Origin of the sequence: Neorhizobium huautlense (genome assembly GCF_002968575.1) — a bacterium.
GTDB lineage: Bacteria > Pseudomonadota > Alphaproteobacteria > Rhizobiales > Rhizobiaceae > Neorhizobium > Neorhizobium huautlense.
Window position 1 is genome coordinate 42,353 of sequence record NZ_PVBM01000018.1, and the last position, 25,787, is coordinate 68,139.

26 protein-coding genes are annotated in these 25,787 nt (G+C 61.0%); 17 read left to right on the forward strand and 9 right to left on the reverse strand.

The genetic code is table 11. The features are described 5' to 3' along the window. Positions 1-119: 119 nt before the first annotated feature. Genes C5L12_RS18735 through C5L12_RS18750 form a run of 4 tightly spaced genes read left to right on the forward strand, consistent with a single transcriptional unit; the run spans position 120 to position 3,638 of the window. Positions 120-704, forward strand: a complete 585-nt coding sequence (locus tag C5L12_RS18735) for a TRAP transporter small permease (RefSeq protein WP_105373575.1) — start codon at positions 120-122, stop codon at positions 702-704. Positions 705-708: 4 nt separating this feature from the next. Continuing rightward, on the forward strand, positions 709-2,022 hold the full coding sequence (locus C5L12_RS18740; RefSeq protein WP_105373576.1) for a TRAP transporter large permease: 1,314 nt from the start codon (positions 709-711) through the stop codon (positions 2,020-2,022). A gap of 46 nt (positions 2,023-2,068) precedes the next feature. Next, positions 2,069-3,058 carry a TRAP transporter substrate-binding protein gene (locus C5L12_RS18745; RefSeq protein ID WP_170109113.1) on the forward strand — a complete coding sequence of 330 codons (990 nt, stop codon included), beginning with the start codon at positions 2,069-2,071 and terminating at the stop codon, positions 3,056-3,058. A gap of 58 nt (positions 3,059-3,116) precedes the next feature. Continuing rightward, entirely contained in the window at positions 3,117-3,638 is a 522-nt protein-coding gene (locus C5L12_RS18750) for a winged helix DNA-binding protein (protein WP_105373577.1), read from the forward strand. On the opposite strand, the gene C5L12_RS18755 is transcribed toward C5L12_RS18750, so the two are convergent. Continuing rightward, positions 3,635-4,462 (reverse strand): alpha/beta hydrolase, encoded by an 828-nt coding sequence (locus tag C5L12_RS18755; protein ID WP_170109114.1) that lies wholly within the window; start codon positions 4,460-4,462, stop codon positions 3,635-3,637. The genes C5L12_RS18750 and C5L12_RS18755 overlap by 4 nt on opposite strands. A 190-nt stretch (positions 4,463-4,652) precedes the next feature. Here C5L12_RS18755 and C5L12_RS18760 point away from each other — a divergent pair, with 190 nt between their 5' ends. From C5L12_RS18760 to C5L12_RS18795, 8 genes are all read left to right on the forward strand, one after another. Continuing rightward, positions 4,653-6,278 (forward strand): AMP-binding protein, encoded by a 1,626-nt coding sequence (locus C5L12_RS18760; RefSeq protein WP_105373647.1) that lies wholly within the window; start codon positions 4,653-4,655, stop codon positions 6,276-6,278. A gap of 146 nt (positions 6,279-6,424) precedes the next feature. Further along, the gene (locus tag C5L12_RS18765) at positions 6,425-7,561 is read left to right on the forward strand and encodes an ABC transporter substrate-binding protein (RefSeq protein WP_105373578.1); all 1,137 of its coding nucleotides are present in this window, start codon (positions 6,425-6,427) and stop codon (positions 7,559-7,561) included. Between the two features lie 9 nt (positions 7,562-7,570). Then, positions 7,571-8,494 (forward strand): branched-chain amino acid ABC transporter permease, encoded by a 924-nt coding sequence (locus C5L12_RS18770; RefSeq protein ID WP_105373579.1) that lies wholly within the window; start codon positions 7,571-7,573, stop codon positions 8,492-8,494. Beyond that, complete coding sequence (locus tag C5L12_RS18775; protein ID WP_105373580.1) at positions 8,487-9,476, forward strand: branched-chain amino acid ABC transporter permease; 990 nt, start codon at positions 8,487-8,489, stop codon at positions 9,474-9,476. Before C5L12_RS18770 ends, C5L12_RS18775 begins: the two co-directional genes overlap by 8 nt. Next, positions 9,469-10,218 carry an ABC transporter ATP-binding protein gene (locus C5L12_RS18780; protein WP_105373581.1) on the forward strand — a complete coding sequence of 250 codons (750 nt, stop codon included), beginning with the start codon at positions 9,469-9,471 and terminating at the stop codon, positions 10,216-10,218. Before C5L12_RS18775 ends, C5L12_RS18780 begins: the two co-directional genes overlap by 8 nt. Next, on the forward strand, positions 10,218-10,901 hold the full coding sequence (locus tag C5L12_RS18785; RefSeq protein WP_105373582.1) for an ABC transporter ATP-binding protein: 684 nt from the start codon (positions 10,218-10,220) through the stop codon (positions 10,899-10,901). The genes C5L12_RS18780 and C5L12_RS18785 overlap by 1 nt, the downstream gene beginning before the upstream one ends. A 3-nt stretch (positions 10,902-10,904) precedes the next feature. Beyond that, positions 10,905-11,417 carry a MarR family winged helix-turn-helix transcriptional regulator gene (locus C5L12_RS18790; RefSeq protein WP_105373583.1) on the forward strand — a complete coding sequence of 171 codons (513 nt, stop codon included), beginning with the start codon at positions 10,905-10,907 and terminating at the stop codon, positions 11,415-11,417. A gap of 35 nt (positions 11,418-11,452) precedes the next feature. Continuing rightward, the gene (locus C5L12_RS18795; protein WP_105373584.1) at positions 11,453-12,382 is read left to right on the forward strand and encodes a glutaminase; all 930 of its coding nucleotides are present in this window, start codon (positions 11,453-11,455) and stop codon (positions 12,380-12,382) included. 54 nt (positions 12,383-12,436) lie between these two features. Here the strand turns inward: C5L12_RS18795 and C5L12_RS18800 are convergent, their stop codons facing one another. The 4 genes from C5L12_RS18800 to C5L12_RS18815 all read right to left on the reverse strand — a co-directional run bounded on the left by C5L12_RS18800 (position 12,437) and on the right by C5L12_RS18815 (position 16,715). Then, complete coding sequence (locus C5L12_RS18800) at positions 12,437-13,954, reverse strand: tripartite tricarboxylate transporter permease (RefSeq protein ID WP_105373585.1); 1,518 nt, start codon at positions 13,952-13,954, stop codon at positions 12,437-12,439. A gap of 21 nt (positions 13,955-13,975) precedes the next feature. Beyond that, positions 13,976-14,467 carry a tripartite tricarboxylate transporter TctB family protein gene (locus C5L12_RS18805; RefSeq protein ID WP_105373586.1) on the reverse strand — a complete coding sequence of 164 codons (492 nt, stop codon included), beginning with the start codon at positions 14,465-14,467 and terminating at the stop codon, positions 13,976-13,978. Then, positions 14,464-15,408, reverse strand: coding sequence for a Bug family tripartite tricarboxylate transporter substrate binding protein (locus C5L12_RS18810; protein ID WP_105373587.1), 945 nt, complete (start codon positions 15,406-15,408; stop codon positions 14,464-14,466). The genes C5L12_RS18805 and C5L12_RS18810 overlap by 4 nt, the downstream gene beginning before the upstream one ends. 236 nt (positions 15,409-15,644) lie before the next feature. Next, positions 15,645-16,715 carry an ABC transporter substrate-binding protein gene (locus C5L12_RS18815; RefSeq protein ID WP_105373588.1) on the reverse strand — a complete coding sequence of 357 codons (1,071 nt, stop codon included), beginning with the start codon at positions 16,713-16,715 and terminating at the stop codon, positions 15,645-15,647. A 170-nt stretch (positions 16,716-16,885) separates the two neighbouring features. Here C5L12_RS18815 and C5L12_RS18820 point away from each other — a divergent pair, with 170 nt between their 5' ends. The 3 genes from C5L12_RS18820 to C5L12_RS18830 all read left to right on the forward strand — a co-directional run bounded on the left by C5L12_RS18820 (position 16,886) and on the right by C5L12_RS18830 (position 19,525). Beyond that, positions 16,886-17,395, forward strand: coding sequence for a DUF1993 domain-containing protein (locus C5L12_RS18820; protein WP_105373589.1), 510 nt, complete (start codon positions 16,886-16,888; stop codon positions 17,393-17,395). A gap of 73 nt (positions 17,396-17,468) precedes the next feature. After that, positions 17,469-18,146: a response regulator gene (locus tag C5L12_RS18825; RefSeq protein ID WP_105373590.1), complete on the forward strand. Its 678-nt coding sequence runs from the start codon at positions 17,469-17,471 to the stop codon at positions 18,144-18,146. Continuing rightward, on the forward strand, positions 18,143-19,525 hold the full coding sequence (locus C5L12_RS18830; protein WP_105373591.1) for a sensor histidine kinase: 1,383 nt from the start codon (positions 18,143-18,145) through the stop codon (positions 19,523-19,525). The genes C5L12_RS18825 and C5L12_RS18830 overlap by 4 nt, the downstream gene beginning before the upstream one ends. Here C5L12_RS18830 and nagA read toward each other — a convergent pair. From nagA to C5L12_RS18850, 4 genes are read right to left on the reverse strand one after another with little or no spacing between them, the layout of a single operon-like run. After that, entirely contained in the window at positions 19,522-20,685 is a 1,164-nt protein-coding gene (gene nagA, locus C5L12_RS18835) for an N-acetylglucosamine-6-phosphate deacetylase (RefSeq protein ID WP_105373592.1), read from the reverse strand. The two genes, C5L12_RS18830 and nagA, sit on opposite strands and share 4 nt — an antisense overlap. Then, a complete protein-coding gene (locus C5L12_RS18840; protein ID WP_105373648.1) occupies positions 20,682-21,704 on the reverse strand; it encodes an SIS domain-containing protein in 1,023 nt (340 codons plus the stop codon). Before C5L12_RS18840 ends, nagA begins: the two co-directional genes overlap by 4 nt. Positions 21,705-21,721: 17 nt before the next feature. Beyond that, positions 21,722-22,486, reverse strand: coding sequence for a GntR family transcriptional regulator (locus C5L12_RS18845; RefSeq protein ID WP_105373593.1), 765 nt, complete (start codon positions 22,484-22,486; stop codon positions 21,722-21,724). Then, positions 22,483-23,370, reverse strand: a complete 888-nt coding sequence (locus C5L12_RS18850) for a glucosamine kinase nucleotide-binding domain-containing protein (RefSeq protein WP_105373594.1) — start codon at positions 23,368-23,370, stop codon at positions 22,483-22,485. The genes C5L12_RS18845 and C5L12_RS18850 overlap by 4 nt, the downstream gene beginning before the upstream one ends. 206 nt (positions 23,371-23,576) lie before the next feature. Between C5L12_RS18850 and C5L12_RS18855 the strand changes: the two genes are divergently transcribed. Together C5L12_RS18855 and C5L12_RS18860 are read left to right on the forward strand one after the other, a co-directional pair. Continuing rightward, positions 23,577-24,491 (forward strand): N-acetylmuramic acid 6-phosphate etherase, encoded by a 915-nt coding sequence (locus C5L12_RS18855; RefSeq protein WP_105373595.1) that lies wholly within the window; start codon positions 23,577-23,579, stop codon positions 24,489-24,491. 26 nt (positions 24,492-24,517) lie between these two features. Next, positions 24,518-25,774 carry an ABC transporter substrate-binding protein gene (locus C5L12_RS18860; protein WP_105373596.1) on the forward strand — a complete coding sequence of 419 codons (1,257 nt, stop codon included), beginning with the start codon at positions 24,518-24,520 and terminating at the stop codon, positions 25,772-25,774. The last annotated feature ends 13 nt before the right edge of the window (positions 25,775-25,787 follow it).

Here is a 25,787-nt window from a genome sequence, read left to right on the forward strand (position 1 = left end):
ATTGCTTCTTGAAGCATCATGCCTCCATAAAGGGCAAAGAGCCGCAAAGAGCTTCGCCCACAACGGCAACCGAGGGGAGCCGATCATGATCTCTTACCCTGTTTGCGGGAGGATGACCTATGTCCTCCGCTGAACTGCGCCATAGCGTGCTGCCGGATTGGCTGCGCAAAATTCTTGATGGTCTCTATCTGATTTCCGGCTGGTTGGCGGGCCTGTTCCTCGTCGCCATCTTCCTCCTTATGCTTGCGCTCTCCGCCGGCCGGCCGCTCGACATCGATGTACCTTCCGGCGACGACTTCGCTTCCTGGTGCATGGCTGCAAGCGCCTTCCTGGGGCTCGCTCACACGTTTCGTTCCGGCGAGATGATCCGCGTCGGCCTGTTGATCGAGCGGATCAGCGGTCCGGCCAGACGGGCGTTGGAGGCGACGGCATTGGCGATCGGCACGGTTGCCGCGGCCTATTTTGCATGGTTTGCCTTCGATATGACGCGTACCTCCTTCCAGTTCAACGATCTGTCGCAGGGTGTGATCGCCGTGCCGCTGTGGATCCCGCAGCTTGGTTTCTGCGGCGGGTTGATCATCCTGGCGATCGCATTCGTCGACGAGCTCCTGCACGTCCTGTTCGGCGGATCGCCGCGCTACGAGAAACCGGAGCCGGTCACTGCCGAGGAAGTCATAGAACGCGCCATGCAGAGCGGGGCCTGAGCTGATGGGGACAATCGAACTCGTTGAAATAGCCGGGGTGGTTCTTCTTGTGCTGTTGGCACTGCTCGCCGGCGGAGTGTGGATCGGGGTCTCGTTATTGATCTGCGGCTTCATCGCCATGCTGTTCGTGCCGGGCATCCCGATTGGCGCGGTCCTTGCCACAAATTCCTGGAGCGGCGGCGCCTCCTGGTCGCTTGCAGCCCTGCCGCTCTTCGTCTGGATGGGAGAGATCCTGTTCCGGACCCGGCTGTCGGAAGAGATGTTCCGCGGCTTGTCGCCCTGGCTCGGATGGCTCCCGGGCCGCCTGATGCACGTGAATATCCTTGGCTGCGGCCTTTTTGGCTCGATCTCCGGCTCCTCGGCCGCAACGACGGCGATGATCGCCAAGATCGCCCTGCCGGAACTCAAGAAGCGTGGCTACGACGAGATGGTAAGCCTCGGCTCGCTTGCAGGCGCCGGCACGCTCGGCATCCTCATACCGCCATCGATCACCATGGTGGTCTATGCGGTCGCGGCAAACGTCTCGATCATCCAGATCTTCCTTGCGGGTTTCCTGCCAGCCCTGATCGTCATGGCGCTCTATTCCGGTTACATCATCGTCTGGTCGCTCCTCAATCCGGACAAGACCCCGCCCGCGCCTCCGAAAATGAGTTTTAAAGAGAAGCTCAGGGAATCGGCGAATCTCATTCCGGTGACGCTCCTGATCGTGCTCGTCTTCGCGACCCTGCTTCTCGGCTGGGCGACTGCGACCGAGTGCGCGGCCTGGGGTGTGCTCGGGTCGCTCGCAATCGCCGCATGGTCCGGTTCCCTGACGAGAAAATCCTTCTGGGAAAGCGTCATGGGTGCCACCCGGCTCACCTGCATGATCATGTTGATCCTGACAGGCGCCGGTTTCATGTCGATTGCCATGGGTTATACCGGCATCCCGAACGCGCTCGCGAACTGGGTCGACAGCTTCAATCTGAGCCCCTATGCGCTGATTGCGGTTCTGACCATCATGTATATCCTGCTCGGCGCGGCTCTCGATGGTCTGTCGATGATCGTTCTGACCACCGTCGTCGTTCTGCCGATGATTCAACAGGCGGGGTTCGACCTCGTGTGGTTCGGCATCTTCCTTGTGCTGATCGTCGAAATGGCCGAAGTTTCCCCGCCTGTCGGCTTCAACCTCTTCGTGCTGCAGACGATGAGCGGCCGAGACAGTTTGACGGTGGCGAAAGCTTCGCTGCCCTTCTTCTTCCTGCTCGTGGCGACCGTCGCCATCATCACGGTTTTCCCGGATATCGTGATGGTCCTGCCGAAAATGGCTTTCCCGGGTTAGCTTTGGCTAAAAAGATTAGCTTCATAGAAAAAGGAAGGGAATTGACATGAAACGCTTGCTTTCGAACCTCATTTTTTCGGGTCTTGCGGGTGCGGCGCTGATTGCCGCCGCAGGCTCGGCACTCGCACAGACCGCATGGGTTCTGCCGTCCGCTTATCCGCCGGCAAACTACCACGTCCAGAACCTCAGCCAGTTTGCATCCGATGTGGATGCCGCGAGCAAAGGCGCGTTGAATATCACCATTCACCCGAACGCCTCGCTCTTCAAGGCACCGGACATCAAGCGCGCCGTCCAGACCGGCCAGGCGCAGGCAGGGGAGGTGTTGATCTCGCTGCATGAGAACGAGAATGCGGTGTTCGGCATCGACGTAGTGCCCTTCCTGGCAACCAGCTTCGACCAATCGAAGAAGCTTTGGGCGGCTTCCAGGCCGGCAATCGAAAAGGCGCTGGATGCACAGGGATTGAAGCTGCTCTACACAACGCCGTGGCCGCCGCAAGGCATCTTCACCAAGAAGGACGTCAACAGCGTAGCGGATCTCAAGGGCTTGAAATGGCGTGCCTATAATGTCGGCACATCCCGTATCGCCGAGATCGTCGGCGCTCAGCCGGTCACGGTCCAGGCGGCCGAACTGCCCCAGGCTCTCGCGACCGGCGTAGTCAACGGCTTGATGACGTCGAGCGCCACCGGCGTCGATTCCAAGATCTGGGAATCGCTGACCCACTATTACGACACTCAGGCCTGGATCCCGAAGAACGTCGTCTTCGTCAACAAGGCGGCCTTCGCGGCTTTGGACCCTGCCGTCCAGAAGGCCGTGACCGATGCAGCGGCTGCCGCGGAAACCCGGGGCTGGGGACTCGGGGCTGAGAAGACCGCGGCCTATATGGAGACGCTCAAGAAGAATGGCATGCAGGTCGTCGAACCCAGCGCCGACCTGAAGAAAGGGCTCGGCGAGGTTGGCGCAAAGCTGGCGGAAGACTGGTTGAAGAAAGCCGGAGCCGATGGCGCTGCTATTCTGGACGCCTACAAGAAGATGTGATTTGAGAGGCGCCGTCGGCATTCTGCCGCCGGCGCCCTCATTCCCGGGAAGAGAAACCATGTCATCGGAAAAGGATAGTTTCGGCCCGATCGTTTCCTCCGGGCATTTGGCGACCGGCGCTTTGCCCGCTCTCTCCGAAATCGAATTCGGCATGATCATGCTGAACCACGCCTTCAATCGCTGGATGATCCGCTGCATGGCTGCCGCCGGCGTGCCGGACCTCTCCCCGGTCGACATCCTGGTGCTGCACAATATCAACAGCCGCAACAAGCCGAAGACGCTCGCCGATATCGCCCTCGTTCTGAACATCGAGGACACGCACGTGGTGACCTATGCGCTGAAGAAGCTCGAGCGCATGAAACTCATAAAATCGGGAAGGCGCGGCAAGGAAAAGCTGGTCATGGTGACCGAAGCCGGTGCCGATGCCTGCGCCCGGTATAAGGCTATGCGCGAGAGCCTTTTGGTGCGCTCGGTCCTTGCGACGGAAGTCTCCGCCGAATCCCTTTCGGAGGTGGCGGCGCGGCTGCGGGCGCTTTCCGGCCACTATGATCAGGCAGCTCGCGCTGCTGCATCCCTTTAAGAAAACAGCGCGTCCACCAGGGGATGGTTGGGGTCTTCTAGCCCGTCCAGGACGTTGAAATGATGTTTGTCTGGTTCTTCGACGACCGCAGTCTCGGCGCCGAGCCCTTTCCAGATGTTGGCAAGCAGCGCGTTCTGGCGGATGAATTCGGATCGTTCGCCCGCTCCCACCCAGCAGGTCACCCGCGCCCCCGACATCGGCTCGAGAAGCGCCGGACTTTCCCGGTAGGCTTCTTCCCGGTCTATCCGCTGCTTCTCGTTCATCTTCGCCTGCATGAGGGGTCGCAGATCGTGGACGCCCGATAGCGAGACGACGTTGACGATACGGCTGCATACCGCTTCCGGCAGCGGCGAGGTCGAGGAGATCATTCGCGTCACCAGATGTCCACCGGCGGAATGACCAATCAGCCGGATCGGCCCATCCACCTCTTTGGCCGCGGCCTCGATCGCCCTGCCGATCTCAAGCGTGATGTCTGCGATCCGGTTTTCCGGGGCGAGCGTGTACATCGGCATGACGACGGCGTAGCCCCGTTCGACGGCGCCCCGAGCGAAATGCGACCAATAGCTGTTATCGAGCCCGATCCAGAAACCGCCATGGACAAAGACAACGAGGCCGGCGGGCTTGTTCTGCGGCAGGAAGAGATCGAACCTGTTGCGCGGACGTTCCCCATAGGGAAGGCCAAGCCTCGTGCGTCCCAAAGCAGAAAGAGCTTCGCGATAGAGCCGCGCCGGCTCGACCCACGCGGTCGGCCAGCGGTCACCTTGGGGAATGTTGATGCCGTTGGCATAGGCATTGTCCCAATCGCTGATCCGGTGGCGCATCATCATTTCTCCGCAGTCGCTGTTGAAGCGGCGTGATACTGGCACCGCGGCCGGTCGGTTGGAAGCCCTGAACGGGGCGATGGCAAAAATTATTATAAACTTAAAATTTCTCTCTTGCCATGAGCGGAAAGCGGTGCTTTTCTGGACAAAAGGCAAAAAGCCGCATCGACAAGAATATCTGGGAACTGAAAAAATGCTGGGACCGTCAGGCCATCGGGATACGTTTGCCCGTGACAATCTTCCGCCGTTCGATCAGTGGCCGGATATCAAGCTCGGGGCCTTCGAGTATCCGGAATGGTTGAATGCGGCGGTAGAGCTGACCGATCGCATGGTGGAGAAAGGTTTCGGGGATCACACGGCCCTGATCGGCAACGGCCGCCGCCGCACCTACAAGGAACTCTCCGACTGGACGAACCGGATCGCTCTGGCGCTCACGGAAGACTACGGCCTGAAACCGGGCAATCGGGTGCTGATCCGCTCAGCCAACAATCCCGCCATGGTCGCCTGCTGGCTGGCGGCGACAAAGGCGGGAGCCGTTGTCGTCAACACCATGCCGATGCTGCGTGCCGGCGAACTCGCCAAGATCGTCGACAAGGCCGAAGTCTCCATAGCGCTCTGCGACACCCGGCTGATGGATGAGCTGGTCGCCTGCGCCAAGGAAAGCAGATTCCTCAAACAGGTGATCGGCTTTGATGGCACGGCCAACCACGACGCAGAGCTCGATCGCGCTGCGCTCGACAAGCCGGTACGTTATGAAGCGGTGAAGACGGGGCGCGATGACGTGGCCCTGCTTGGCTTCACATCCGGATCGACCGGTGTCCCGAAGGCGACGATGCACTTTCATCGCGATATCCTGATCATCGCCGATGCCTATGCGAAGGAAGTGCTGGCCGTGACACCGGACGACGTGTTCGTGGGCTCGCCGCCGCTTGCCTTTACCTTCGGCCTTGGAGGGCTCGCCATTTTCCCCTTGCGTTTCGGCGCTGCCGCGACGCTTCTGGAGCAGGCCACGCCGCCGAAGATGATCGAAATCATCGAGACCTACAAGGCGACCATCAGCTTTACCGCGCCTACCGCCTATCGCGCCATGTTGGCGGCGATGGACAACGGTGCCGATCTCTCCTCGCTTCGCATCGCGGTATCCGCGGGTGAAACTTTGCCGGCACCCGTCTTCGAGGAATGGGTGAAGAAGACCGGCAAACCGATCCTCGACGGGATCGGCGCGACGGAGATGCTGCACATCTTCATTTCCAACCATCTGGGTGATGCCAAGCCCGCCTGCACCGGCAAGCCTCTGACGGGTTACGAGGCGATCGTCGTCGACGAGCATATGAACGAGGTGCCGCGGGGTACGATTGGCCGGCTTGCCGTCAAGGGCCCGATCGGCTGCCGTTCTCTGGCGGATGAACGCCAGCGAGACTATGTCAGAGACGGATGGAATATCACGGGCGATTCATTCATCGAAGACGAAGAAGGCTATTTCCATTTCGCTGCCCGTTCCGACGATATGATCATTTCCGCCGGCTACAACATTGCAGGCCCCGAAGTCGAGGCGGCGCTTCTGAAACACGAGTCGGTGCTGGAATGTGCCGTCATCGGCGTGCCGGACGAGGCGCGGGGAATGATTGTCGAGGCGCATGTCGTCCTCGTCCCCGGTTCCGAGGTTTGCGAGGCCATGGTCAGGCTCCTTCAGGAGCACGTGAAGAACATCATCGCTCCTTACAAATATCCACGGTCTATCGTCTTCACCGACGCGCTGCCGAAGACTGAATCCGGCAAAATCCAGCGCTTTCGCCTGAAGCAGAGACCGGCGGTGTAAGCACCGCTCACACCGGTTGCTTCGAGCAACGAATGTAGAGTGGAAGTTTCCGCGCAAATGTGGAAGGTATTGAAAAGGCTTGGCGGGTCGCTTTCCGCCGACGTAATAAAACTGGGAACGACACAACAACAACGGGAGTTCGTCACATGAAGAAACTGCTTGCGGCTGCCACCTTGGCGCTGAGCGTCAGCACCTCCGGCCTCGCTTTCGCAGAGCCGCTGAAGATCGGCATGATCACCACGCTTTCCGGTGGCGGCGCCGGCCTCGGCATCGATACCCGTGACGGCTTCATGCTGGCGATCAAGAATTCCGGCAACAAGGACGTCACGGTCGTCACCGAGGACGACGCGCAGAAGCCGGAACTCGCCGTGCAGATCGCTGACAAGATGATCCAGAGCGACCAGGTCGATATCCTGACCGGCATCGTCTGGTCGAACCTTTTGATGGCGGTGGCGCCGAGCGCGGTCGCGCAAGGCAAGTTCTACGTCTCGACCAATGCCGCTCCGGCGGCGCTTGCCGGCGCCAACTGCAACAAGCTCTATTTCAATGCCGCCTATCAGAACGACAATCTTCATGAGGCCATGGGCGAATACGCCAACAAGAGCTACAAGAAGATGTTCATCCTCGCCCCGAATTATCCGGCCGGCAAGGATTCGCTGACCGGCTTCAAGCGCTATTACAAGGGCGAGCTGGCCTCGGAAGTGTACACGCAGGTCGGCCAGACCGATTACGCGGCTGAGATTGCCCAGATGCGTGCCTCCGGCGCTGACGGCATCTTCGTCTTCCTGCCGGGTGGCATGGGCATCGCCTTCATGAAGCAGTTCGCTCAGTCGGGCGTAAAAATCCCGGTCATGGGCCCGGGTTTCTCCTTCAGCCAGGACGTCCTGCCGGCGATCGGCGATGCTGCGCTCGGTGCGAAGGCTTCCGGTCAATGGGCACCGGATTTCGACAACGAGGCGAGCAAGAAATTCCTCGCGGATTTCCAGAAGGAATACGGCCGGCTGCCGTCCATTTACGCTGTCCAGGCTTATGATGCGGCTCAGCTCATCCTCTCGGCGGCCGCAAAGGCAACCGTCAAGGACGCCGATGCCTTCGGTGCCGAACTTCGCAAGGCCGACATCAAGTCTCCGCGCGGAAAATTCAAGTTCAATACCAACCAGCATCCGATCCAGGACATCTACCTGACGGAAGTGGTGAAGCAGAATGGTGTCTTGACCAACAAGACGGTGGAAAAGATCTTTACCGATCACAAGGACGCCTATGCCAAAGACTGCAAGATCTAAGGCTATCCGGTGACCCTCGCACTTGCTCTTGAGCAATTGTTGAACGGCCTGCAGCTCGGCGTCATGTTGTTTCTCATGGCTGCCGGGCTGACGCTGATCTTCGGCGTCATGGGCCTGATCAACCTCGCTCACGGTTCGCTTTACATGGTGGGTGCGTTCGCATGCGCCACCGTGGCTGCCTGGACCGGCTCGTTCTGGATCGGGCTTGTCGCAAGCCTCGCTTGCGCGGCGGCGGCCGGCGCGTTGGTGGAACTTCTGATCATTCGCAGGCTTTACGATCGCGACCACCTCGATCAGGTGCTCGCCACTTTCGCGCTGATCCTGATGTTTTCGGAAGGCATGCGCTGGCTTTTCGGCTCTTTCCCCCTCTATCTCGATATCCCGCCGCTGCTTCAGGGGGCGGTGCCGCTGCCCGGCGGCACGGAATATCCGGTTTATCGTCTGGCGATCATCGCCGCCGGCGCGGCCGTAGCATTCGGGCTATATATGCTGATATCCAGGACCCGGCTCGGCATGCGCATCCGCGCTGGCGAGAGCGATCGCGAGATGATCGGCGCGCTCGGCGTCGATATCCGCACTCTCTATACGGTGGTTTTTGCACTTGGTGCCGCGCTGGCCGGCCTTGCGGGGGCGCTGGTCGGTGCCCTGCAGTCGGTGCAGGTCGGTATGGGCGAGCCCGTACTGATCCTCGCCTTCGTGGTCATCGTTATCGGTGGCATCGGCTCGATCAAGGGGGCGCTTCTCGGTGCTCTTCTGGTGGGCGTCACCGATACGATGGGTCGTTTCCTTCTGCCGAAAATCCTGGCGCTCTTCGTGCCGCCGGCTCAGGCTGGCATGATCGGCGGCGCGGCGGCCTCCATGCTCATCTATATCGTCATGGCGCTCATCCTGGCGGTGAAGCCGCGCGGCCTTTTCCCGGCTGCGCATGCGTGAGGCCAGGATCGTGACCCGCGAGAACCTTATCAACCTCATTCTGGCCATGCTCCTGCTTGCCGTACCCGTCGCGGCAAACTGGCTCGGCCAGCCATTTTACGTCACGCTTGCGACCCGTGTGGCCATTCTGGCGCTCGCTGCCACCGGTCTCAATCTGGCACTGGGCCTCGGCGGTCTCGTCTCATTTGGCCACGCGGCCTTCTTCGGGCTTGGGGGTTACGTGGCCGGCATTCTGGCGTCGCATGGTTTTTCCGGTGAGCCGCTCGTCTTCGGCTTCTCGGGCACAAACCAGATGTGGGTGATCTGGCCGGTGGCGGTCGTCCTTGCGGGATTGGTCGGGCTGGCGATCGGCGCCATCAGCTTGAGGACTTCAGGCGTCTATTTCATCATGATCACGCTCGCCTTTGCGCAGATGGTCTATTATTTCGCGGTTTCCTGGCCGGCCTATGGCGGCGAGGACGGGCTCTCCATTCTCGTCCGCAACCAGTTCCCCGGCGTGATGACGATGCGGCCGATGAGCTTCTTCCTGATCTGCTACGTGATCCTGCTTACAGGTATCGGCCTTTTCGCGGTGATCCGTGCTTCGCGTTTCGGTTCGGCGCTGCAGGCGGCGCGGCAGAACGAGGTGCGGGTAGCGACGGTCGGGATCCAGCCCTATCGCATTCGGCTGACGGGCTTCATCGTCTCGGCGATGATGACCGGATTGGCCGGAGCGCTGTTTGCCGATCTCAATCGTTTCGTCAGTCCGTCCATGCTTTCCTGGCATATGTCCGGTGAATTGATCGTGCTGATCATCCTCGGCGGCACCGGTCGCCTGTTCGGGCCGTTGGCGGGTGCAGCGCTCTACGTTGCCTTCGAATATGCACTCGGCGGGATTACCGAGCGCTGGCAATTCTTCCTCGGTCTCATCCTGCTTCTCGTGGTGCTCTTTGCGCGTGGCGGATTGCTCGGCCTCCTGGCGGGGAGGGCGCGCCATGGCTGATGCGGTTCTCGAAATCTCCGGTCTGGTGAAGAATTTTGGAGCGTTGCGCGCGACCGACGGCGTGACGCTGGATCTGCGTCCAGGAGAAATCCATGCGTTGATCGGCCCGAACGGCGCTGGAAAATCGACCCTTATCCACCAGATATGCGGCACGCTCAGGCAGGACAGCGGCATGATCCGTTTTGCCGGCCAGGACATTGGTGGTCTCGGTGTCGCCCAACGCGCGCGGTTGGGGCTCGGGCGGACATTCCAGGTCTCGTCGCTGGCACCGGATTTTTCCGCGCTTCGCAATGTGATGCTGGCGGTCCAGGCCAAGCAGGGATCGAGCTTCCGTTTCTTCAAACCGGTCATGCGGGACAAGGGCTTGATCGACGCGGCCATGACCATCCTGGAGCGTGTCGGGCTTGCCGCGCGAGCCCGCGTCCCCGCTGCCGAACTTTCGCATGGCGAACGCCGACAGCTCGAAATCGCAATGGCGCTGGCGCTGCAGTCCAAGGCGTTTCTGCTCGACGAGCCCATGGCGGGCATGGGGCCGGAGGGCTCGAAGTCGCTCACGCGGTTCCTTGATACCCTGCGCCATGAAGCCCCGATTCTGCTGGTCGAGCATGACATGGACGCTGTTTTCGCGCTCGCCGATCGCATTTCGGTTCTTGTCTACGGCCGCATCATCGCCACAGGCACCGTAGAAGAAATCCGCAGCGATCCGGCCGTGCGTACCGCTTATCTCGGAGATCACGCCTGATGTTGCTCGAGGTATCGAAGATCGAAGCGTTCTATGGCGCGAGCCAGGCACTGTTCGGAGTCGATCTTGCCGTGGCGGAAGGCGAGGTCGTGGCGCTGATGGGCCGCAATGGCATGGGCAAGACAACGACCATCCGCGCCATCTGCAACCTCAACCCTCCGCGTGCGGGAGTGGTCAGGCTTGGCGGCGCGGATCTCAAGGGCAGGCGTCCGCATCATGTCGCCAGGCTCGGCATTGGCCTGGTGCCGGAAGGACGGCGCTGCTTCCCCAATCTCACTGTATATGAAAACCTGGTGGCCGCCGCGCGGCCGGGCCAGTGGACCCTCGACCGCGTCAACGAATTGTTTCCGCGACTGAGGGAGCGGCAGACCCAGATGGCGCGTTCGCTTTCCGGGGGAGAGCAGCAGATGCTGGCGATCGGGCGCGCATTGATGACCAATCCGCGGCTGCTGATCCTTGATGAGGCGACCGAAGGACTTGCCCCGGTCATTCGCCAGGATATCTGGAAGGCCATACGCCGGCTGAAGGCCGAAGGCCTGTCGATCCTGGTGGTGGATAAGACGCTTTCCGAGCTTTTGCCGGTTGCGGACCGTGGCGTCATCCTGGAAAACGGACGAAGCGCCTGGAGCGGCAAGCCCGCCGATCTGACGATGGAGCTGCAAGACCGATATCTCGGGGTGTGAACGATGAGTGGTGAAGCAACGAGTGCCGATCTGGAACTGATCGCTCATGGACCGCATGGGCGCAGCAAGCCGGAAACGCGGCTTTGGTTGCGTATGCTCTCCACGACGAAATTGATCACCAACGAAATCCGCCGCCGGCTTCGTGCCGAGTTTGGCGCGACGCTGCCACAGTTCGACCTCATGGCCCAGCTTTACCGCGAGAAGGATGGCCTACGCCTCGGTGAGCTTTCCAAGCGCACCATGGTCACCAATGGCAATGTCACGGGCCTCGTCGAGCGGCTTGAGGCGGACGGCCTGGTGCAGCGTGTCACGCCGGATGGGGACCGACGCGTCACCGTCGCCAAGCTGACCCCCGCCGGGACCGAACTCTTTGTCGCCATGGCGGCAGCCCATGAAGGCTGGCTTCGCGATATCATGGGGGATGTCGATCCGGACACGATCGCATCGTTATGGTCGGAGATAGGGGCGGTAAAGGCCTCCGCCAGCAACCATCTTTCCGGCGCGGCCTTCGAATAGTAAGGATCGTCTGCGCAAAATATTTCGGGTGAGAGATGGCAGACCTGCAGGCGATCGTTGATGAGATCCATGAAAAACTGACGCCGCGGCTGGGCGAAGGCAAGGTCGCCGATTATATCCCCCAGCTCGCGCACGTGGATCCCAAGAAATTCGGCATGGCGATCGTCACGGTTGACGGCGAGGTGGTCAAGGTTGGCGATGCCGATCTTCCCTTTTCGATTCAGAGTATTTCCAAGGTCTTCACATTGACCCTGGCTCTCGGCAAGCACGGCGAAACGACTTGGAACCGTGTGGGCCGCGAACCTTCAGGTTCCGCTTTCAATTCCATCATTCAGCTGGAGCATGAGGAAGGAAAGCCGCGAAATCCTTTCATCAATGCCGGTGCAATAGCCGTGAGTGACCTGGTGCTGGCCGGGCATACGCCGCGGGAGGCAATCGGCGAGATCGTCCGCTTTGTGCGTTATCTCGCCGACGATGAATCAATCGCCATCGATCCGGATGTGGCGAAGTCGGAACAGGCGACCGGCTATCGCAACTTCGCGCTGGCGAATTTCATGCGCTCCTTTGGCAAGCTGGATCATCCGGTAGAGCATGTACTCGGCGTCTACTTTCATCACTGCGCATTGGCTATGACATGCATGCAGTTGGCCAAGTCGGGCCTTTTTCTCGCGGCATCAGGCCGCAATCCGCTGACCGGACATACGGTTGTCTCCAAGCAGCGGGCACGCCGCATCAACGCGCTGATGCTGACTTGCGGCCACTACGATGGCTCGGGCGATTTCGCCTACCGCGTAGGCTTGCCCGGCAAGAGCGGTGTCGGCGGCGGCATCCTGGCCGTTGCTCCAGGCCGCGCCTCGGTTGCGGTATGGTCGCCAGGCCTGAACCACAACGGAAATTCGCTTCTAGGGTCGCTGGCGCTGGAAATGCTGGCAACCAGGACCGGTTGGTCCGTCTTCGGTCATTAAATCCATAAAAAAACCCGGCCGAAGCCGGGCTTGAAGTAGGTGGCAGCGTTGTGATCAGTCCTCGCTGGCTGCCATCTGCGAGAGCACTTCGCCGCGGCCGCGTGCCCTGAGGATCAGCGGAATGATCAACGCCAGGGCTGCGAGAAGGAGCAGCCCGGCTGCGATCGGCGACTGCACGAGCGTCGTGACGTCGCCCTGGCTGATGGCGAGGGACCGACGGAGCTGCTGTTCGGCAAGCGGACCGAGGATCAAGCCGACGACTACCGGCGCAATCGGATAACCGAAGATCCGCATGGCATAGCCGAGCAGGCCGAAGGTCAGCAGCATGCCGAGCTCGAATACGGACGGATTGGCGCCGATCGTGCCGAGAGTCGCAAACAGCAGGATACCCGCGTAAAGCCATGGTTTTGGAATGGTCAGCAGTTTTACCCAGAGGCCGACCAGCGGCAGGTTCAGCACCAGCAGCATCAGGTTGGCGATGAGCAGCGACGCGATCAGGCCCCAGACGAGCTGCGGGTTGGTCGCAAAGAGCAGCGGGCCGGGCTGCAGGCCATATTGTTGGAAACCGGCGAGCATGATTGCGGCGGTTGCCGTCGTCGGCAGGCCGAGTGTCAGGAGAGGCACCAACGTCCCCGCTGCCGAGGCATTGTTGGCGGCTTCGGGACCCGCCACGCCTTCGATCGCGCCGTTGCCGAATTCTTCGGGATGCTTGGTCAAGCGCTTTTCGGTCGCATAGGAGAGGAAGGTGCCGATCTCGGCGCCGCCGGCAGGCATGGCACCGATCGGGAAACCGATCAGTGTCCCGCGCAGCCAGGCTTTCCAGGAGCGTGCCCAATCCTGCGCACTCATCCAGATGGATCCGCGCACTGCTTCGACCTTGTCCGGTCCCTTGTCGCCCTGGGCGGCGATGAAGAGCGTTTCGCCGATCGCGAACATGGCGACGGCCATGGTCGTGACCTCGATACCGTCCAACAGATCCGGAATTCCGAAGGATAGCCGGTTCTGACCGGTCAACTGGTCGATCCCCACGACGGAGAAAGCGAGGCCGATAAACAGCGAGGTCAGGCCACGCAGCGTCGAGTCGCCAAAGGCCGACGAGACGGTGACGAAGGCAAGCACCATCAGCGCAAAATATTCGCGAGGACCAAAGACCAGCGCCAGCTTGACGATGTAGGGGGCGATGAAGGCCAGCAGCAGGGTGGCGATGAGGCCGGCGACGAAGGAGCCGATCGCCGCGGTTGCCAGCGCCGGCCCGCCGCGTCCGGCGCGCGCCATCTTGTTGCCCTCGAGGGCGGTGACGATGGAGGCGCTTTCGCCAGGGGTATTGAGGAGGATCGACGTCGTCGATCCGCCATACATGCCGCCGTAGTAGATGCCGGCGAACATGATGAGTGATCCCGTGGGGTCGAGTCGATAGGTGACCGGCAGCAGGAGTGCCACCGTGAGCGCAGGGCCGATACCTGGCAGCACCCCGACGGCCGTGCCGAGGGTAACGCCGATCAGCGCGTAAAGGAGGTTGAGCGGCTGTGCGGCAGCGAGAAGCCCCTGCAGAAGAAATTCAAATGTCGTCATGGTCGTTTTCTCCGGCGCCGATCACAGGAAGAGGTGTTCCAGCGGGCCTGCCGGAAGCGAGAGCTGCAGCAGTCCGGCAAAGATCAGCCAGATGACGAGACAGAGGAGGATGCCAACGGGAATCGTGATCCAGAGCTTGCGCTTTCCGAAACCTGCCGCCGTAAGCGCGAACAGGATGCCGGTTGCAATGGAAAAGCCGGCGGTCGTCAGAAGCAGCATTTGCGCGGCAAGGCCTGCCACAATCCATATAACAGGGCCGAATTCCTGCTTTTCCCGCTCGGGGAAATCTCCCCGGAAAGCCTCGACGACGGTCCAGATGGCCAAGCCGATCAGGGCGAAGGCGATCCAGTTCGGAACCGTGGCCGGACCAACCTGCGAATAGCCGGCCATCTCTTTGAGGCGAGAAACGTCTAAGAAGATGACTGCGGCAATTGCGGCAAGAACGGCGGCGATAGCAAGCGCCGCCCTGTCAGGGCGGCGCTGTTCGGTGCTTGTTTTGTTGTCCAGGCTCATTTGACCAGTCCGATGTCCTTCAGGACGGCTTCGGTCGCGGAAATGTCCTTGGCGAGCTGCGCGTCGAATGCCTCACCGGACAGATAGGTATCGGCCCAGCCCTTAGTCTTCAGCGTTTCCTGCCAGGTCTTCGACTTCACGACCTTTTCGACATCCGCCTCAACAGCTTTCTTCTGCTCTGCCGAAAGGCCGGGAGCGGCTGCGATCATGCGCCAGTTCTGCAGCACCACGTCGAAGCCGGATTCCTTGAGCGTCGGAGCGTCGACGCCTTCGATCTTCTTTTCGGAGGACACAGCCAGCAGGCGAAGCGTGCCGGCCTTCACCTGCGATTCGAATTCGCCGTAGGACGAGACGCCCGCGGTCACCTGGCTCCCCAGAATAGCCGCGAGCGCTTCGCCGCCGCCGGAGAATGCAATGTAGTTGATCTTGGTGGGATCGACGCCTGCAGACTTGGCAAGCAGGCCGACAAGGATATGGTCGGTTCCGCCGGCCGAACCGCCGCCCCAGGACACGGCGCCTGGATCTGCCTTCAGCTTGGCAACGAGATCGCCGATCGTCTTGATGTCCGACGAAGCCGGCACGACGATCGCCTCATATTCGCCGGTCAGGCGGGCGATCGGGGTGACGTCCTTCAGGGTGACGGGCGATTTGTTGGTGAGGATAGCGCCGACCATGACATAACCGCCGACCATCAGCGCATTAGGCTTGCCCTTCTGCTGGCTGGCGAATTGGGCAATGCCGATGGTGCCGCCAGCGCCCGGCACGTTCATGACCTGCACATTGCCGGAGATCTTCTCCTGCTGCATGGCGGTCTGCAGCGAGCGGGCGGTCTGGTCCCAGCCGCCGCCCGGCGCTGCCGGCGCCATGATGGTGTAATCCGCGGCATAGGCTGGCAGTGCAAGTGCTCCAGCAAGAATGGAAGCGAGAAAGAAGTGTTTCAAGGGTAAATCCTCCGTTGGCGTCCTGATCTGACGCGAATTGTTTCTCAGGCGAAACGAAGGGATGGAAAGGGTGTGCGGAAACCGCCAACCTGAACTCCTCCCGTCGTTGATCGGGTCCCGCCTCCACGGGGCCGATTAGACATAAGCCAACATATCAAGCTGACATCTACCTGACAGATTTCGCCATCTTGACTTTTGGCAAGAGGTTAACGGGCATTCGGTCGGAATTTTTGTGGTTATTGCAGCCTGAGGACCTCGTTCCATCGGGCTATCAACCGCGCCCGTTTTACCTGATCGAGATAAACCATCAGTCCGAGGCTGACCGGCACCGGCTTCAATTGACCGCCGAGCATCTCCCGCATCGTCGTGGCGGTATTGTTGCCGGCAACTTCCGGACTGACGGCCGGGATCTGCAGTTCACGCGCCATGATCGTCTGGCCTTCCTTGGACATAAAGAATTGCAGGTATCTTTTGCCCAGATCCGGCATGTTGGCAGCCTGCGGCACCAGGCCGATGCGCGACATGACGACCGTGTAGTCCTTCGGCAGCACAATTCCGACATCGGGATATCGGGAGGCCCAGTCGGCCGCATAGGAGCCGAGAATGTTATAGCCGAGCGCGAAACGCCCGTCAGCCACGCGTTCCAGAATGGCCTCGCTGGTCGAATATAGCTTGACGCCCGCGGCGCCCATCGCCTGGATCACCGACCAGATGTCGCCGAATTGTTCCTGGTCGCGGGCCATGAACAGGAAACCCACGCCGGACCGCTCGATGTCATAGGTGCCGATCCGCCCGTAGATCGCATCTCCCTGCTTTTGCAGGAAGTCCACGAATTCCGCCCGTGTCGAAGGAGGAGGAAAATCCTTAAAGCTGGGTTTGTGGTAGACGAATACGGCAGGCTCAAAGGTCAATGCATAGGCGGTGTTGCGCCAGTTGGCCCATGCCGGCCACTGGCCGCTCATGGGCAGGTCGCTGCGTTGGGCATAACCGTCGTTGGCGAGCTTCACCTGCAGATCCATGGCGGAGGAAAAGGCGAAGTCCGCGGTCTTCTTGCCTAAATCGGTCTCCCGCACGATCCGGTCGTAGATCTCGCCCGTCAGCATATCCTCGTAACGAACCGTCACGTCCGGGTTGGCCTGCTGGAAGCCGGCGATCATAGGTTTTGCGAGCGGTTCATCGAGCGAGGAATAAACATGCAGAACCGGCGCGTCCTCGCGGCCGGAAAGAGCCGGAAACGTAGTCGTGCCTGCGGCTGCAAGACCGGAGGAAAGAGCAAGACAGAGCAAGGAGACGAGCGGACCTTTCATCCGTCAACAATGCCTCACCGATGGCGTGGGGACAAGGCGGCGGCAGGCGCGTGGCATTCCCGTCACGGTCACGCGAATGCAGCCTGCATCTGCTTGTTTTATAATCCGGCGTCCTTACGTTCGTTCGGTCTTTTCGCCTTCGGGCGCCACTCGTCAGCAAGGTCAGATCCATGTCGCTTTCGCTCTATGATATTTCGGTACCTGTCTTCATTCGCGCTTTCGGCAATCTCAGTGAAATCCTCATGAAAGCGGAGAGATTTGCAGATGAAAAAGGCATGGCGCACAAGGAATTGCTGGAGGCTCGGCTGATCGAAGACATGTATTCGCTTCCCGCCCAGGTCCAGCGGGCAAGCGACACGGCCAAGTTCGTGCCCGTGCGCGTGGCCCAGCTGGAAAACGTACCGATGGCCGATGACGAAGTGACCTTCGCCGATCTGCATGCGCGCATTGAAAAAACGGTGACTTTTCTGAAGAGCGTCGACCCGGCCAGCATGGAAGGCCGCGATGAGGCCGATGTGGTACTGAAGACCCGCACGGGCTCCACGACCTTCACCGCAAGAAGTTATGTTTTGGGCTTCGCCATTCCAAATTTCTACTTCCATGTAACGACCGCTTACGCGATTCTACGCCACAAGGGCGTTCCCATCGGCAAGATGGATTATATCGGCCGGTCGCAGTAACCACCCTTCAAGCGCCTCCGTGACATCCCCGCTTCCGCGCGTTTATAATCGCGTCCTGAAGTGGGGGGAGTTCGTGCGCATTCTTCTGGTCGAGGACAATCAGGCACTGGCCGAGGGGCTGTCGGCCATCCTGCGAAGCAGCGGTTATGCGGTCGACGCGGTGGCCGATGGTGCGTCCGCCGAGGCTGTTGCGGCGGCGGAGACTTATGATCTGGTGATCCTCGACCTGAACCTTCCGGAAATGGATGGGTTGGACGTTCTTCGCGCCATGCGCGCACGAGCGAACAAGGCTGCCGTGATGATCCTGACCGCGCGCGGTACGCCGGAGGAGCGGGTAAGAGGTCTCGACCTTGGTGCCGACGACTACATGATCAAGCCCTTCGATATTTCCGAATTCGAAGCCCGCATCCGGGTGCTCTTGCGCCGGCAAGCGGGCTTGAGGAGCTCGATTGTCAATTACGGCGGCATTACTCTCGACCTCACGTCCCGAACCTTTTCCAGCCAGGGCGTACCGCTCGATATCCCGGCTCGGGAGGTCGCACTCCTGGAGCTCCTGTTCCTGCGGGCGGGCAAAGTCGTCTCCAAGGATGCCATCATCGGTTCTTTGAGCGGCTTTGACGACGATCTGTCGGCCAATGCGATTGAGCAATATGTAAGCCGCTTGCGCCGCCGCCTGGCGCCTTACGGGCTGACGGTCAAGACCGCCCGAGGCATCGGGTACTATCTTGAAACCCTGGCGCCTGGCTCATGACGCCCTCCGCTGCCTATTCGCTTCGGCGCCGGCTGCTCGCCTGGCTCCTGCTTGCCACTGCCGTCATCGGCACGGCCGCCATGATCGATACCTGGGACGAGGCGGTCGATACGGCCAATGAGGTTTCCGATCGGGTTCTTGCCGGTTCGGCGCTCGCCATCGCGGAACGGGTGATCGTTGCCGAGGACGGATCGCTTGAAGTCGACATTCCCTATGTCGCGCTCGAAATGCTGACTTCAGCCGCGCAGGACCGGGTTTTCTACCGCGTCGACGGGCCGCCGGGAACGTTCATTACCGGCTATCAGAACCTCCCGTCGATACCGCGTCGCGAGGGACAGGCCGCCGCATTCGAGAATGCCACCTTCCGCGGCGAGCCGATCCGTGTCGCGGCGCTCGCCCGGTCGGCCTCAACCGGCATCAATTCGGTACCCTTCATCGTTACCGTCGCCGAAACAACCATCGCCCGCCAGCATCTGACGCGGACGATCCTCATCCGATCGGCTTTGCGACTGCTCTTCATGATCGCCGGTGCTGCCGTGATCGTCTGGGTGGCGGTGACGCTGTCGCTGCGTCCGCTCTACCGTTTCAGCGAGGCAATCGCCGAACGCAGTCCCGACGATCTGCATCCGATCAGCGAGCGGGTACCCAATGAGGTGCAGGGGCTTGTCGATACCGTGAATTCCTTCATGGTGCGGCTCGAGGGAGCGCTGGAGGCGCTCAGGCATTTCACCGGCAATGCGAGCCATCAGCTGCGTACGCCGCTCGCCATCATCCGCACGCAGCTGGCGCTTGCTGGCCGTGCCACGGATATTGGAGTGGCAAGGGAAGCCACCCGCAAGGCCGACGAAGCCGTTGCCGATGCGGAACGCATCCTGGCACAGCTCCTGCTGATGGCGAGGATCGACGCGACGAAGCGGTCGACGTCGATGCAGAAGATCGACCTGACGGCCTTGGCGCAAGGGGTCACGGCCGAGCATGTGCCCTTCGCCGCGGAAGCTGACATCGATCTCGGTTTTGAGGGCGAGGGGGATTCCACGGTCTTCGCCGAACCCCTGCTGATCGGCGAACTCCTGAAAAACCTGATCGGCAACGCGCTGCTCTATGCGGGCGCCGGTGCAGAGGTAACGGTCCGGGTCAACCAGAAGGGCGACATGGCCGTACTTGAGGTGGAGGACAATGGCCCCGGTATTCCCCCGGACAAGCAGACGCAGGTGCTGAAGCGCTTCGAACGCGGAGGGATGACGGAAAAATCCGGCACAGGCCTCGGGCTGCCGATCGTGGAAGAGATCGCCCGCCTCCACGGCGCGGCATTGTCCCTCGCGCAAGGCCGCGAAGGGAGGGGCCTAAAAGTGCAGGTCGCCATTCCGATAGCCGGCTAGTGGTTTTGATAGACCTTGTTGCCGCCAATCCAGGTGCTCTTCATGCCGAGGTCACGTGTGAGAATTACGAAGTCCGCGTCGTACCCTGCCTTCAGCAATCCTTTTCGATCCGAAATACGGACCGCTTCCGCAGGATAGGCCGAGGCAATCCTGAGTGCCTCCTCGAGCGGCAGTCCAAGGGTCCGGTGTACGAAACGCACGGAAGATATCATGTCGATATCGGCGCCGGCGAGCGTCCCATCGGCGAGCGTCAGGCGGCCGTCCCGACGCAGAATCTCCCGGCCGTTCAGGGTGAAGCTCTTCAAATCGGTTCCGATGGTGGACATGGCATCCGTCACGATGAAGATCTTGCCAGGCCCTGTCTTGGCGTGGAGGGCGACCTGCATCGAAGCAGGGTGCACGTGAATGCCGTCGGCAATCAGTCCTGCATAGAGCGAGCCGGTGTCCAGCGCGGCTCCGACGAGACCCGGTTCGCGGTGGCCAAGCGGGCTCATCGCGTTGAAGAGATGCGTCACCGTCCGCGCCCCTGCCGCTGCATAGGTTCTCGCTGTTTCGTAGCTTGTTTCGGTATGGCCGAGGCTGACGGTGAAACCGGCTTGGGCCAGACGCCGCGCTTGATCGACCGTCACGTTTTCCGGCGCGATTGTGATCATCATCGCCTCGAACTCCCCCCGGCAGGTCAGGATGAGTTCCATATCCTTCTCTTCCATCGGCCGGATCAGGGTCTGGTCATGAGCTCCCTTGCGCGCGACCGATAGATGTGGCCCCTCCAGATGCAGTCCGAGGAAACCGGGTAACCCCTGCTCTTTTGCTTGCTTGCCGGCCGCCACCGTTTTGGCCGTGATTTCCGGCGTATCGGTGATCAGCGTCGGCAACAGCGCGGTGGTGCCGAATTTCGCATGCGCTGCGCAGATCTGTCTCAGGCCTTCCGCTGTCGGCTCCTCGTTCAGCAACACCCCGCCGCCGCCATTAACCTGAAGATCGATGAAGCCCGGCACGATCAGCGCGCCCTCGGCATCAATCATTTCCGCGTCCGATGGCAGGTGCGTTGCCCGCTCCACGGACTCGATCTTGCTGTCTGCGATGATGAGCGCGGCACCGTCATGCCAGATGGTGCCGTCGAAAATGCGGGCACCGGTGATGGCCTTGCGTGTCGTCATAATGTCTCTGTCACTTTCTTGAGTGCAACCGGCGCATCCGGATTGAAGCCCTTGGCGCGCGACCATGCCTCGACGAAACCATAGAAAGGCAGGATCAGGGCGAGCGCATCGGTCAGGGGATGGCCGGTCGCGACAAACGGCAACTGCCTGGCTTTCTTCACCTTGTCCGAAGTGGCAAAAGCAAGCGCGCCCTTATTCGCCAAGCTGTCGGCGATCTCGGCCACAGAGGCTTCAGCGGCATCCCGTGCAGCAAAGGTTACGACGGGAAACCGCTTTTCGACCAACGCAACCGGACCATGCAAGACCTCCGCCGCGGAATAGGCTTCCGCATGCATATTGGATGTCTCCTTGAACTTCAGCGCCGCTTCGCTCGCTATTGCAAGCGCCGGGCCCCGCCCAAGCATGTAGAGGGAGTCCGCTTCGCCGAGTTCCTGTGCGAGCTCGCTCCAATCGAGTTTGACTGCGGTTTCGAAATGTGACGGCAGATTGCCGATCGCCGCCTTCAGGCTCTCGTCGCCCACCCATTCCGAAAGCAAAACCAGACCCGCGACGATGGAGTTGACGAAGGACTTCGTCGCGGCGACCGCAAGCTCCGGCCCCGCATTGATGTTCACGGCGTGGGCAGAGGCGTCAGCGATCGGCGAAGGCAGCGTGTTGGTGAGCGCAATCGTTACCGCACCGGACTTGGTTGCCGCCTCCGCCATCGCCACGATATCCGGGCTCTTGCCCGATTGGGAAATGGCGATCGCGGCTCCGGCGCCGAGTTCGAGTCTTGCGCCATAGATGGATGCAAGCGAGGGGCCGAGCGAAGCGACGGGTCTGCCGCTGGTGAGTTCGACGGCATATTTGATGAAGGTTGCGGCATGATCGGAAGAGCCGCGGGCGATCGTAATCAGGAAAGCCGGGTCTTTCTCGCGAAGTGCACGACCTGCGGCGGCAAGCTCGGATTTCGACCCGTCGAGCAGGCGCTGGACGGCCTCCGGTATCTCATCAATCTCCTGCCGCATGTGTGTCTGCATCATCTTGTCCTCGAACGTTATTTTTCGCCGAGCGAAAGCTCGGCCACGAAATCATAGGCATCGCCCCGATATAGGGACCGCGTCAGCTCGACGACACGGCCGGACGCCAGATAGGATACGCGCTCGATGGACAGGCCGGCCGCTCCGATCGGCACCGCCAAAAGCCCCGCATCCGGGTCTTTCATATTGCAGGCTGATATTCGCTGGATGGCGCGCACGGGGCGGGCGTTCTTCTTTTCCAGCTCCGCATAAAGAGAGTTGGTGACGACCGAAGGGTCCGGGAGGAACTCGACGGAAATACTGGCCCGCTCAATGGCAAGCGGCATGTCGTCCGCAATGCGAAGACGGCCGAGACGGGCGACCTTGGTTCCTGGGGCCAGCCCCAGCATCATCATTTCTTCCGGAGAGGGGTGGAAAAGCCCGCGCTCCAGCCATTCCGACCTCGTCACCAGGCCGCGTCGGGCCATATCCTCCGTGAACGATGTCAGTCGGGTTAGCGGTTGTTCGACGCGTGACAACGGTTTGGCCACGAACGTGCCCGAGCCATGCTTGCGGGTAAGCAATCCGTCCTTGACGAGGTCGTCCACGGCCTTGCGGACGGTGACGCGACTGACATTGGCGTAGTCGGCAAGATCGCGTTCCGCCGGCAGTGCGTCTCCATGGCCAAGCCTGCCGGTACGGATCGCATCTTCCAGGCTTTGCCGCAGCTTCATGTAGAGCGGCCCCGTCCCGGCTGACTGCAGGCCGTCGAGCGGAAGGATCGTGGCAAGCGTCTCGTTCATACGCGCACCTCCGCCGCGTGGCCATGGGTCTTGACGGCAAGTGCGACAGCGCCCGTAAGGGCGTCCGCAAGCGGTTCGGATAGTCGCGACCGGTGCCGTTCCGCAAGATACTGCGGATAAAGCGGCGCCAGCCCGCCCAGCAGGCAGAGCCGGCCCCTTCCTTTGGTGATGGCATTCACTGCATCGAGCGCCTGGTCTATGTCCGAGGCCCCCGTCTCCAGTATGCGTATTGCCGCTTCGTCGCCCCGCCCCGCGAATTCGAACACTTTTGGCGTATGGCGGCCGAAGTCGCCAGGTTTGGCAAGGCGCGCGAAGTCGACGATATTTTCCGGATTGTCGCCGAACTCCGCGAGGATCGCCTTCGAGAACTCTGTCATCGGGTGAATCCGATCGTAGGCGAGCAGGCTCTCCTGCAGTGCGAGCTGGCCCAGACGTGCACCGCTGCCGAGATCGCTGACCTGAAATCCCCAGCCTGCGACGGAGCGAAGCACTCCTTCATGCCGGGTGATGTAAACCGTGCCTGTACCGACTATGCCGATCGCGCCGTCATCGTCTCCAATCGCGCCTTGCAAGGCGATGACGCCGTCGGAAACGATATCCGCCTTCTTGAAGGGCAGGCGGCCCTGGACGTAGCTAACCGCGTCGCCGACATTGTTGCCGGCAAGGCCGAGGGTGGCGGCAACGGAAGCGAGATCGGGGACAAGTCCCGCATTCTCGAACGCGAACCGCGCGGCTTCCGTGATGTGATTGAGCGCGGTATCGGGATCGGTCAAAATGTTGGAGGCGCCGCTTTTCCCGCGCCCGATGATCTCGCCTGCACCGTTGGCCAATGCCGCACGGCAGCTCGTTCCTCCACCGTCGATTCCGATAAAATAGTCGCCCATGGATACCTCCGTAACTGATGATACCAAAAAAATACCATTAACCAAGGCCATTTCGGAATTTTTCGGAGCCACCGCCACATATCATTGAAATAAAGCCGTTTTTTACAAGTTCATTCAAAGGGTGAGCCTCTTTCTTCATAAAAGTTAATTTTCCTTCTGGACAATTGGTATTTTTTTGGCATCATTTTGGCAGAGGGAGAAACCGGATGAGCAGTAACGCCACCGAAGCCAGGCATGGGAAGGCAGAAGGGCTCGATACGCGTGAGCCTGCTGAGATCCTGCGCCTTCTGGCGGCCGGCCAGCAGCAGGCGGCGAAGGCCGTCGATGATGCCATTCCCGCCATTGCTCAGGCTGCGGATATTGTTGCGTCGACCTTGAGGTCCGGAGGCAAGCTTGTTTATGCGGGCGCCGGCAGTTCCGGCTTGATGGCCATGGCCGACGCGCTTGAGCTGCCGGGCACCTATGGTATCCCGCGCGAGCAGATCGTGCTTCTGCTCGCCGGCGGCATATCGAGTCTCACCGATATGGAAGGCGCGCCGGAAGACGACGTTGCGCTTGCGGAAAAGGACGCTGCGGTCATAGGTTCGGGCGATTGCGTCATTGCTGTTTCGGCAAGCGGTTCGACCCCTTATGCGTGCGCGGTTGCCGACATTGCCCACAGGCGCGGAACCAGGATTGTCGCCATGGCCAACAACGCGGGCGCTGAGCTTTTCAAAAGAGCCGATGTCGCGATCCTGCTGGAGACGCCGCCGGAAGTGGTGGCCGGCTCGACGCGCATGGGTGCTGGCACCGCCCAGAAAATGGCCTTCAACATGCTCTCGACGCTCGCTGCGGTGAAGCTCGGCCATGTTCATGACGGTCATATGGTCAACCTGCGCCCCGATAATGACAAGCTGCGCGCCCGCGCCGCGCGTATGGTGGCGGAGATCGCCGGCATCGATATGGACGAGGCGGGCATTTTGATGGGGTCTGCCCAGGGTTCGGTGAAGGTCGCGGTCCTGCTGGCCGCCGGCGCTCCCGGCACCGAAGTCGCGAAGGCGCTGCTCGCCCGCTCAGGCGAGGTGCTGCGTGTCGCGCTGAGCGAACTGCAGGCAAATAAGAGTTCCATGAAGCGCGCCTGAAGGCGCAAAAAAAGAGGGAGAACATCATGACCCGTATATTGAAAGGCATGCTTTTTGCCACGACCGTGCTCGCGCCTGCTGGCCTGGTTCACGCGGCGGATGCGCAGCTGACGATCGAAAGCTGGCGGAACGACGACTTGGCGATCTGGCACGAAAAGATCATTCCGGCTTTCCAGGCGAAGAACCCCGGTATCAAGGTGAGCTTCGCACCGATGGCGCCGACGGAATACAATTCCGCGGTCAACGCCAAGCTGGAAGCCGGTACCGCCGGCGACCTCATCACCTGCCGCCCGTTCGACCTCTCGCTCGCCATGTTCCAGAAGGGCCAGCTTGCTCCGCTGAGCGATCTGCCGGGCATGGAAAACTTCTCCGACGTGGCGAAGTCTGCCTGGACGACGGACGACGGCAAAACGACCTTCTGCGTGCCGATGGCTTCCGTCATCCACGGCTTCATCTACAACAAGAAGGCATTCGAGGAGGCCGGCGTTCAGGTCCCCAAGACGGAGGACGAGTTCTTCGCCATGCTCGAAAAGTTCAAGAAGGACGGCAACTACATCCCGCTCGCCATGGGCACCAAGGACCAGTGGGAAGCAGCGACGATGGGCTATTACAACATCGGCCCCAATTACTGGAAGGGCGAGGAAGGCCGCAAGGCGCTGATATCGGGCAAGGAAAAGCTCACCGATGCGCAATGGGTCGAGCCTTACAAGGCGCTGGCGAAGTGGAAGTCTTATCTGGGCGACGGTTTTGAAGCGCAAACCTACCCGGACAGCCAGAACCTCTTCACGCTCGGTCGTGCTGCGATCTATCCGGCTGGCTCCTGGGAAATCGCGCCGTTCAAGGCGCAGGCTGACTTCGAGATGGGCGCTTTCCCGCCACCGGTGAAGAAGGCCGGCGATACCTGCTACATCTCCGACCATAACGACATTGGGCTCGGCCTGAACGCCAAGGGCAAGAACCAGGAGGCCGCGAAGAAATTCCTGGCTTGGGTGGCCTCGCCAGAGTTCGCCGAACTCTATGCAAACTCGCTGCCGGGCTTCTTCAGCCTGAACTCCAAGCCGGTCAAGATGACCGATGGTCTGGCTCAGGAATTCGTATCCTGGCGCCAGAACTGCAAGACGACCATCCGTCCAAGCGCTGCGATCGTCGGCCGTGGGCAGCCGAACCTCGATCTGGAGATGTGGCGTGTTTCGGCGAACGTGATCAACGGCACCCAGACGCCGGAACAGGCCGCCGCCGAAACCCAGAAGGGTCTCGACAGCTGGTACAAGCCGGCCAAGTGAGCTGAAGGCGCCC

Excerpts from the sequence above, each read along its gene's own strand:
- C5L12_RS18740 (WP_105373576.1), top strand. The coding sequence starts at position 709 with ATGGGGACAATCGAACTCGTTGAAATAGCCGGGGTGGTTCTTCTTGTG.
- nagA (WP_105373592.1), bottom strand. The coding sequence starts at position 20,685 with ATGACGACACGCAAGGCCATCACCGGTGCCCGCATTTTCGACGGCACC.
- C5L12_RS18765 (WP_105373578.1), top strand. The coding sequence starts at position 6,425 with ATGAAGAAACTGCTTGCGGCTGCCACCTTGGCGCTGAGCGTCAGCACC.
- C5L12_RS18855 (WP_105373595.1), top strand. The coding sequence starts at position 23,577 with ATGAGCAGTAACGCCACCGAAGCCAGGCATGGGAAGGCAGAAGGGCTC.
- C5L12_RS18785 (WP_105373582.1), top strand. The coding sequence starts at position 10,218 with ATGTTGCTCGAGGTATCGAAGATCGAAGCGTTCTATGGCGCGAGCCAG.
- C5L12_RS18760 (WP_105373647.1), top strand. The coding sequence starts at position 4,653 with ATGCTGGGACCGTCAGGCCATCGGGATACGTTTGCCCGTGACAATCTT.
- C5L12_RS18830 (WP_105373591.1), top strand. The coding sequence starts at position 18,143 with ATGACGCCCTCCGCTGCCTATTCGCTTCGGCGCCGGCTGCTCGCCTGG.
- C5L12_RS18775 (WP_105373580.1), top strand. The coding sequence starts at position 8,487 with ATGCGTGAGGCCAGGATCGTGACCCGCGAGAACCTTATCAACCTCATT.
- C5L12_RS18750 (WP_105373577.1), top strand. The coding sequence starts at position 3,117 with ATGTCATCGGAAAAGGATAGTTTCGGCCCGATCGTTTCCTCCGGGCAT.
- C5L12_RS18745 (WP_170109113.1), top strand. The coding sequence starts at position 2,069 with ATGAAACGCTTGCTTTCGAACCTCATTTTTTCGGGTCTTGCGGGTGCG.
- C5L12_RS18800 (WP_105373585.1), bottom strand. The coding sequence starts at position 13,954 with ATGACGACATTTGAATTTCTTCTGCAGGGGCTTCTCGCTGCCGCACAG.
- C5L12_RS18790 (WP_105373583.1), top strand. The coding sequence starts at position 10,905 with ATGAGTGGTGAAGCAACGAGTGCCGATCTGGAACTGATCGCTCATGGA.
- C5L12_RS18780 (WP_105373581.1), top strand. The coding sequence starts at position 9,469 with ATGGCTGATGCGGTTCTCGAAATCTCCGGTCTGGTGAAGAATTTTGGA.
- C5L12_RS18755 (WP_170109114.1), bottom strand. The coding sequence starts at position 4,462 with ATGATGCGCCACCGGATCAGCGATTGGGACAATGCCTATGCCAACGGC.
- C5L12_RS18860 (WP_105373596.1), top strand. The coding sequence starts at position 24,518 with ATGACCCGTATATTGAAAGGCATGCTTTTTGCCACGACCGTGCTCGCG.
- C5L12_RS18795 (WP_105373584.1), top strand. The coding sequence starts at position 11,453 with ATGGCAGACCTGCAGGCGATCGTTGATGAGATCCATGAAAAACTGACG.
- C5L12_RS18820 (WP_105373589.1), top strand. The coding sequence starts at position 16,886 with ATGTCGCTTTCGCTCTATGATATTTCGGTACCTGTCTTCATTCGCGCT.
- C5L12_RS18845 (WP_105373593.1), bottom strand. The coding sequence starts at position 22,486 with ATGAACGAGACGCTTGCCACGATCCTTCCGCTCGACGGCCTGCAGTCA.
- C5L12_RS18840 (WP_105373648.1), bottom strand. The coding sequence starts at position 21,704 with ATGCAGACACACATGCGGCAGGAGATTGATGAGATACCGGAGGCCGTC.
- C5L12_RS18850 (WP_105373594.1), bottom strand. The coding sequence starts at position 23,370 with ATGGGCGACTATTTTATCGGAATCGACGGTGGAGGAACGAGCTGCCGT.
- C5L12_RS18735 (WP_105373575.1), top strand. The coding sequence starts at position 120 with ATGTCCTCCGCTGAACTGCGCCATAGCGTGCTGCCGGATTGGCTGCGC.
- C5L12_RS18805 (WP_105373586.1), bottom strand. The coding sequence starts at position 14,467 with ATGAGCCTGGACAACAAAACAAGCACCGAACAGCGCCGCCCTGACAGG.
- C5L12_RS18815 (WP_105373588.1), bottom strand. The coding sequence starts at position 16,715 with ATGAAAGGTCCGCTCGTCTCCTTGCTCTGTCTTGCTCTTTCCTCCGGT.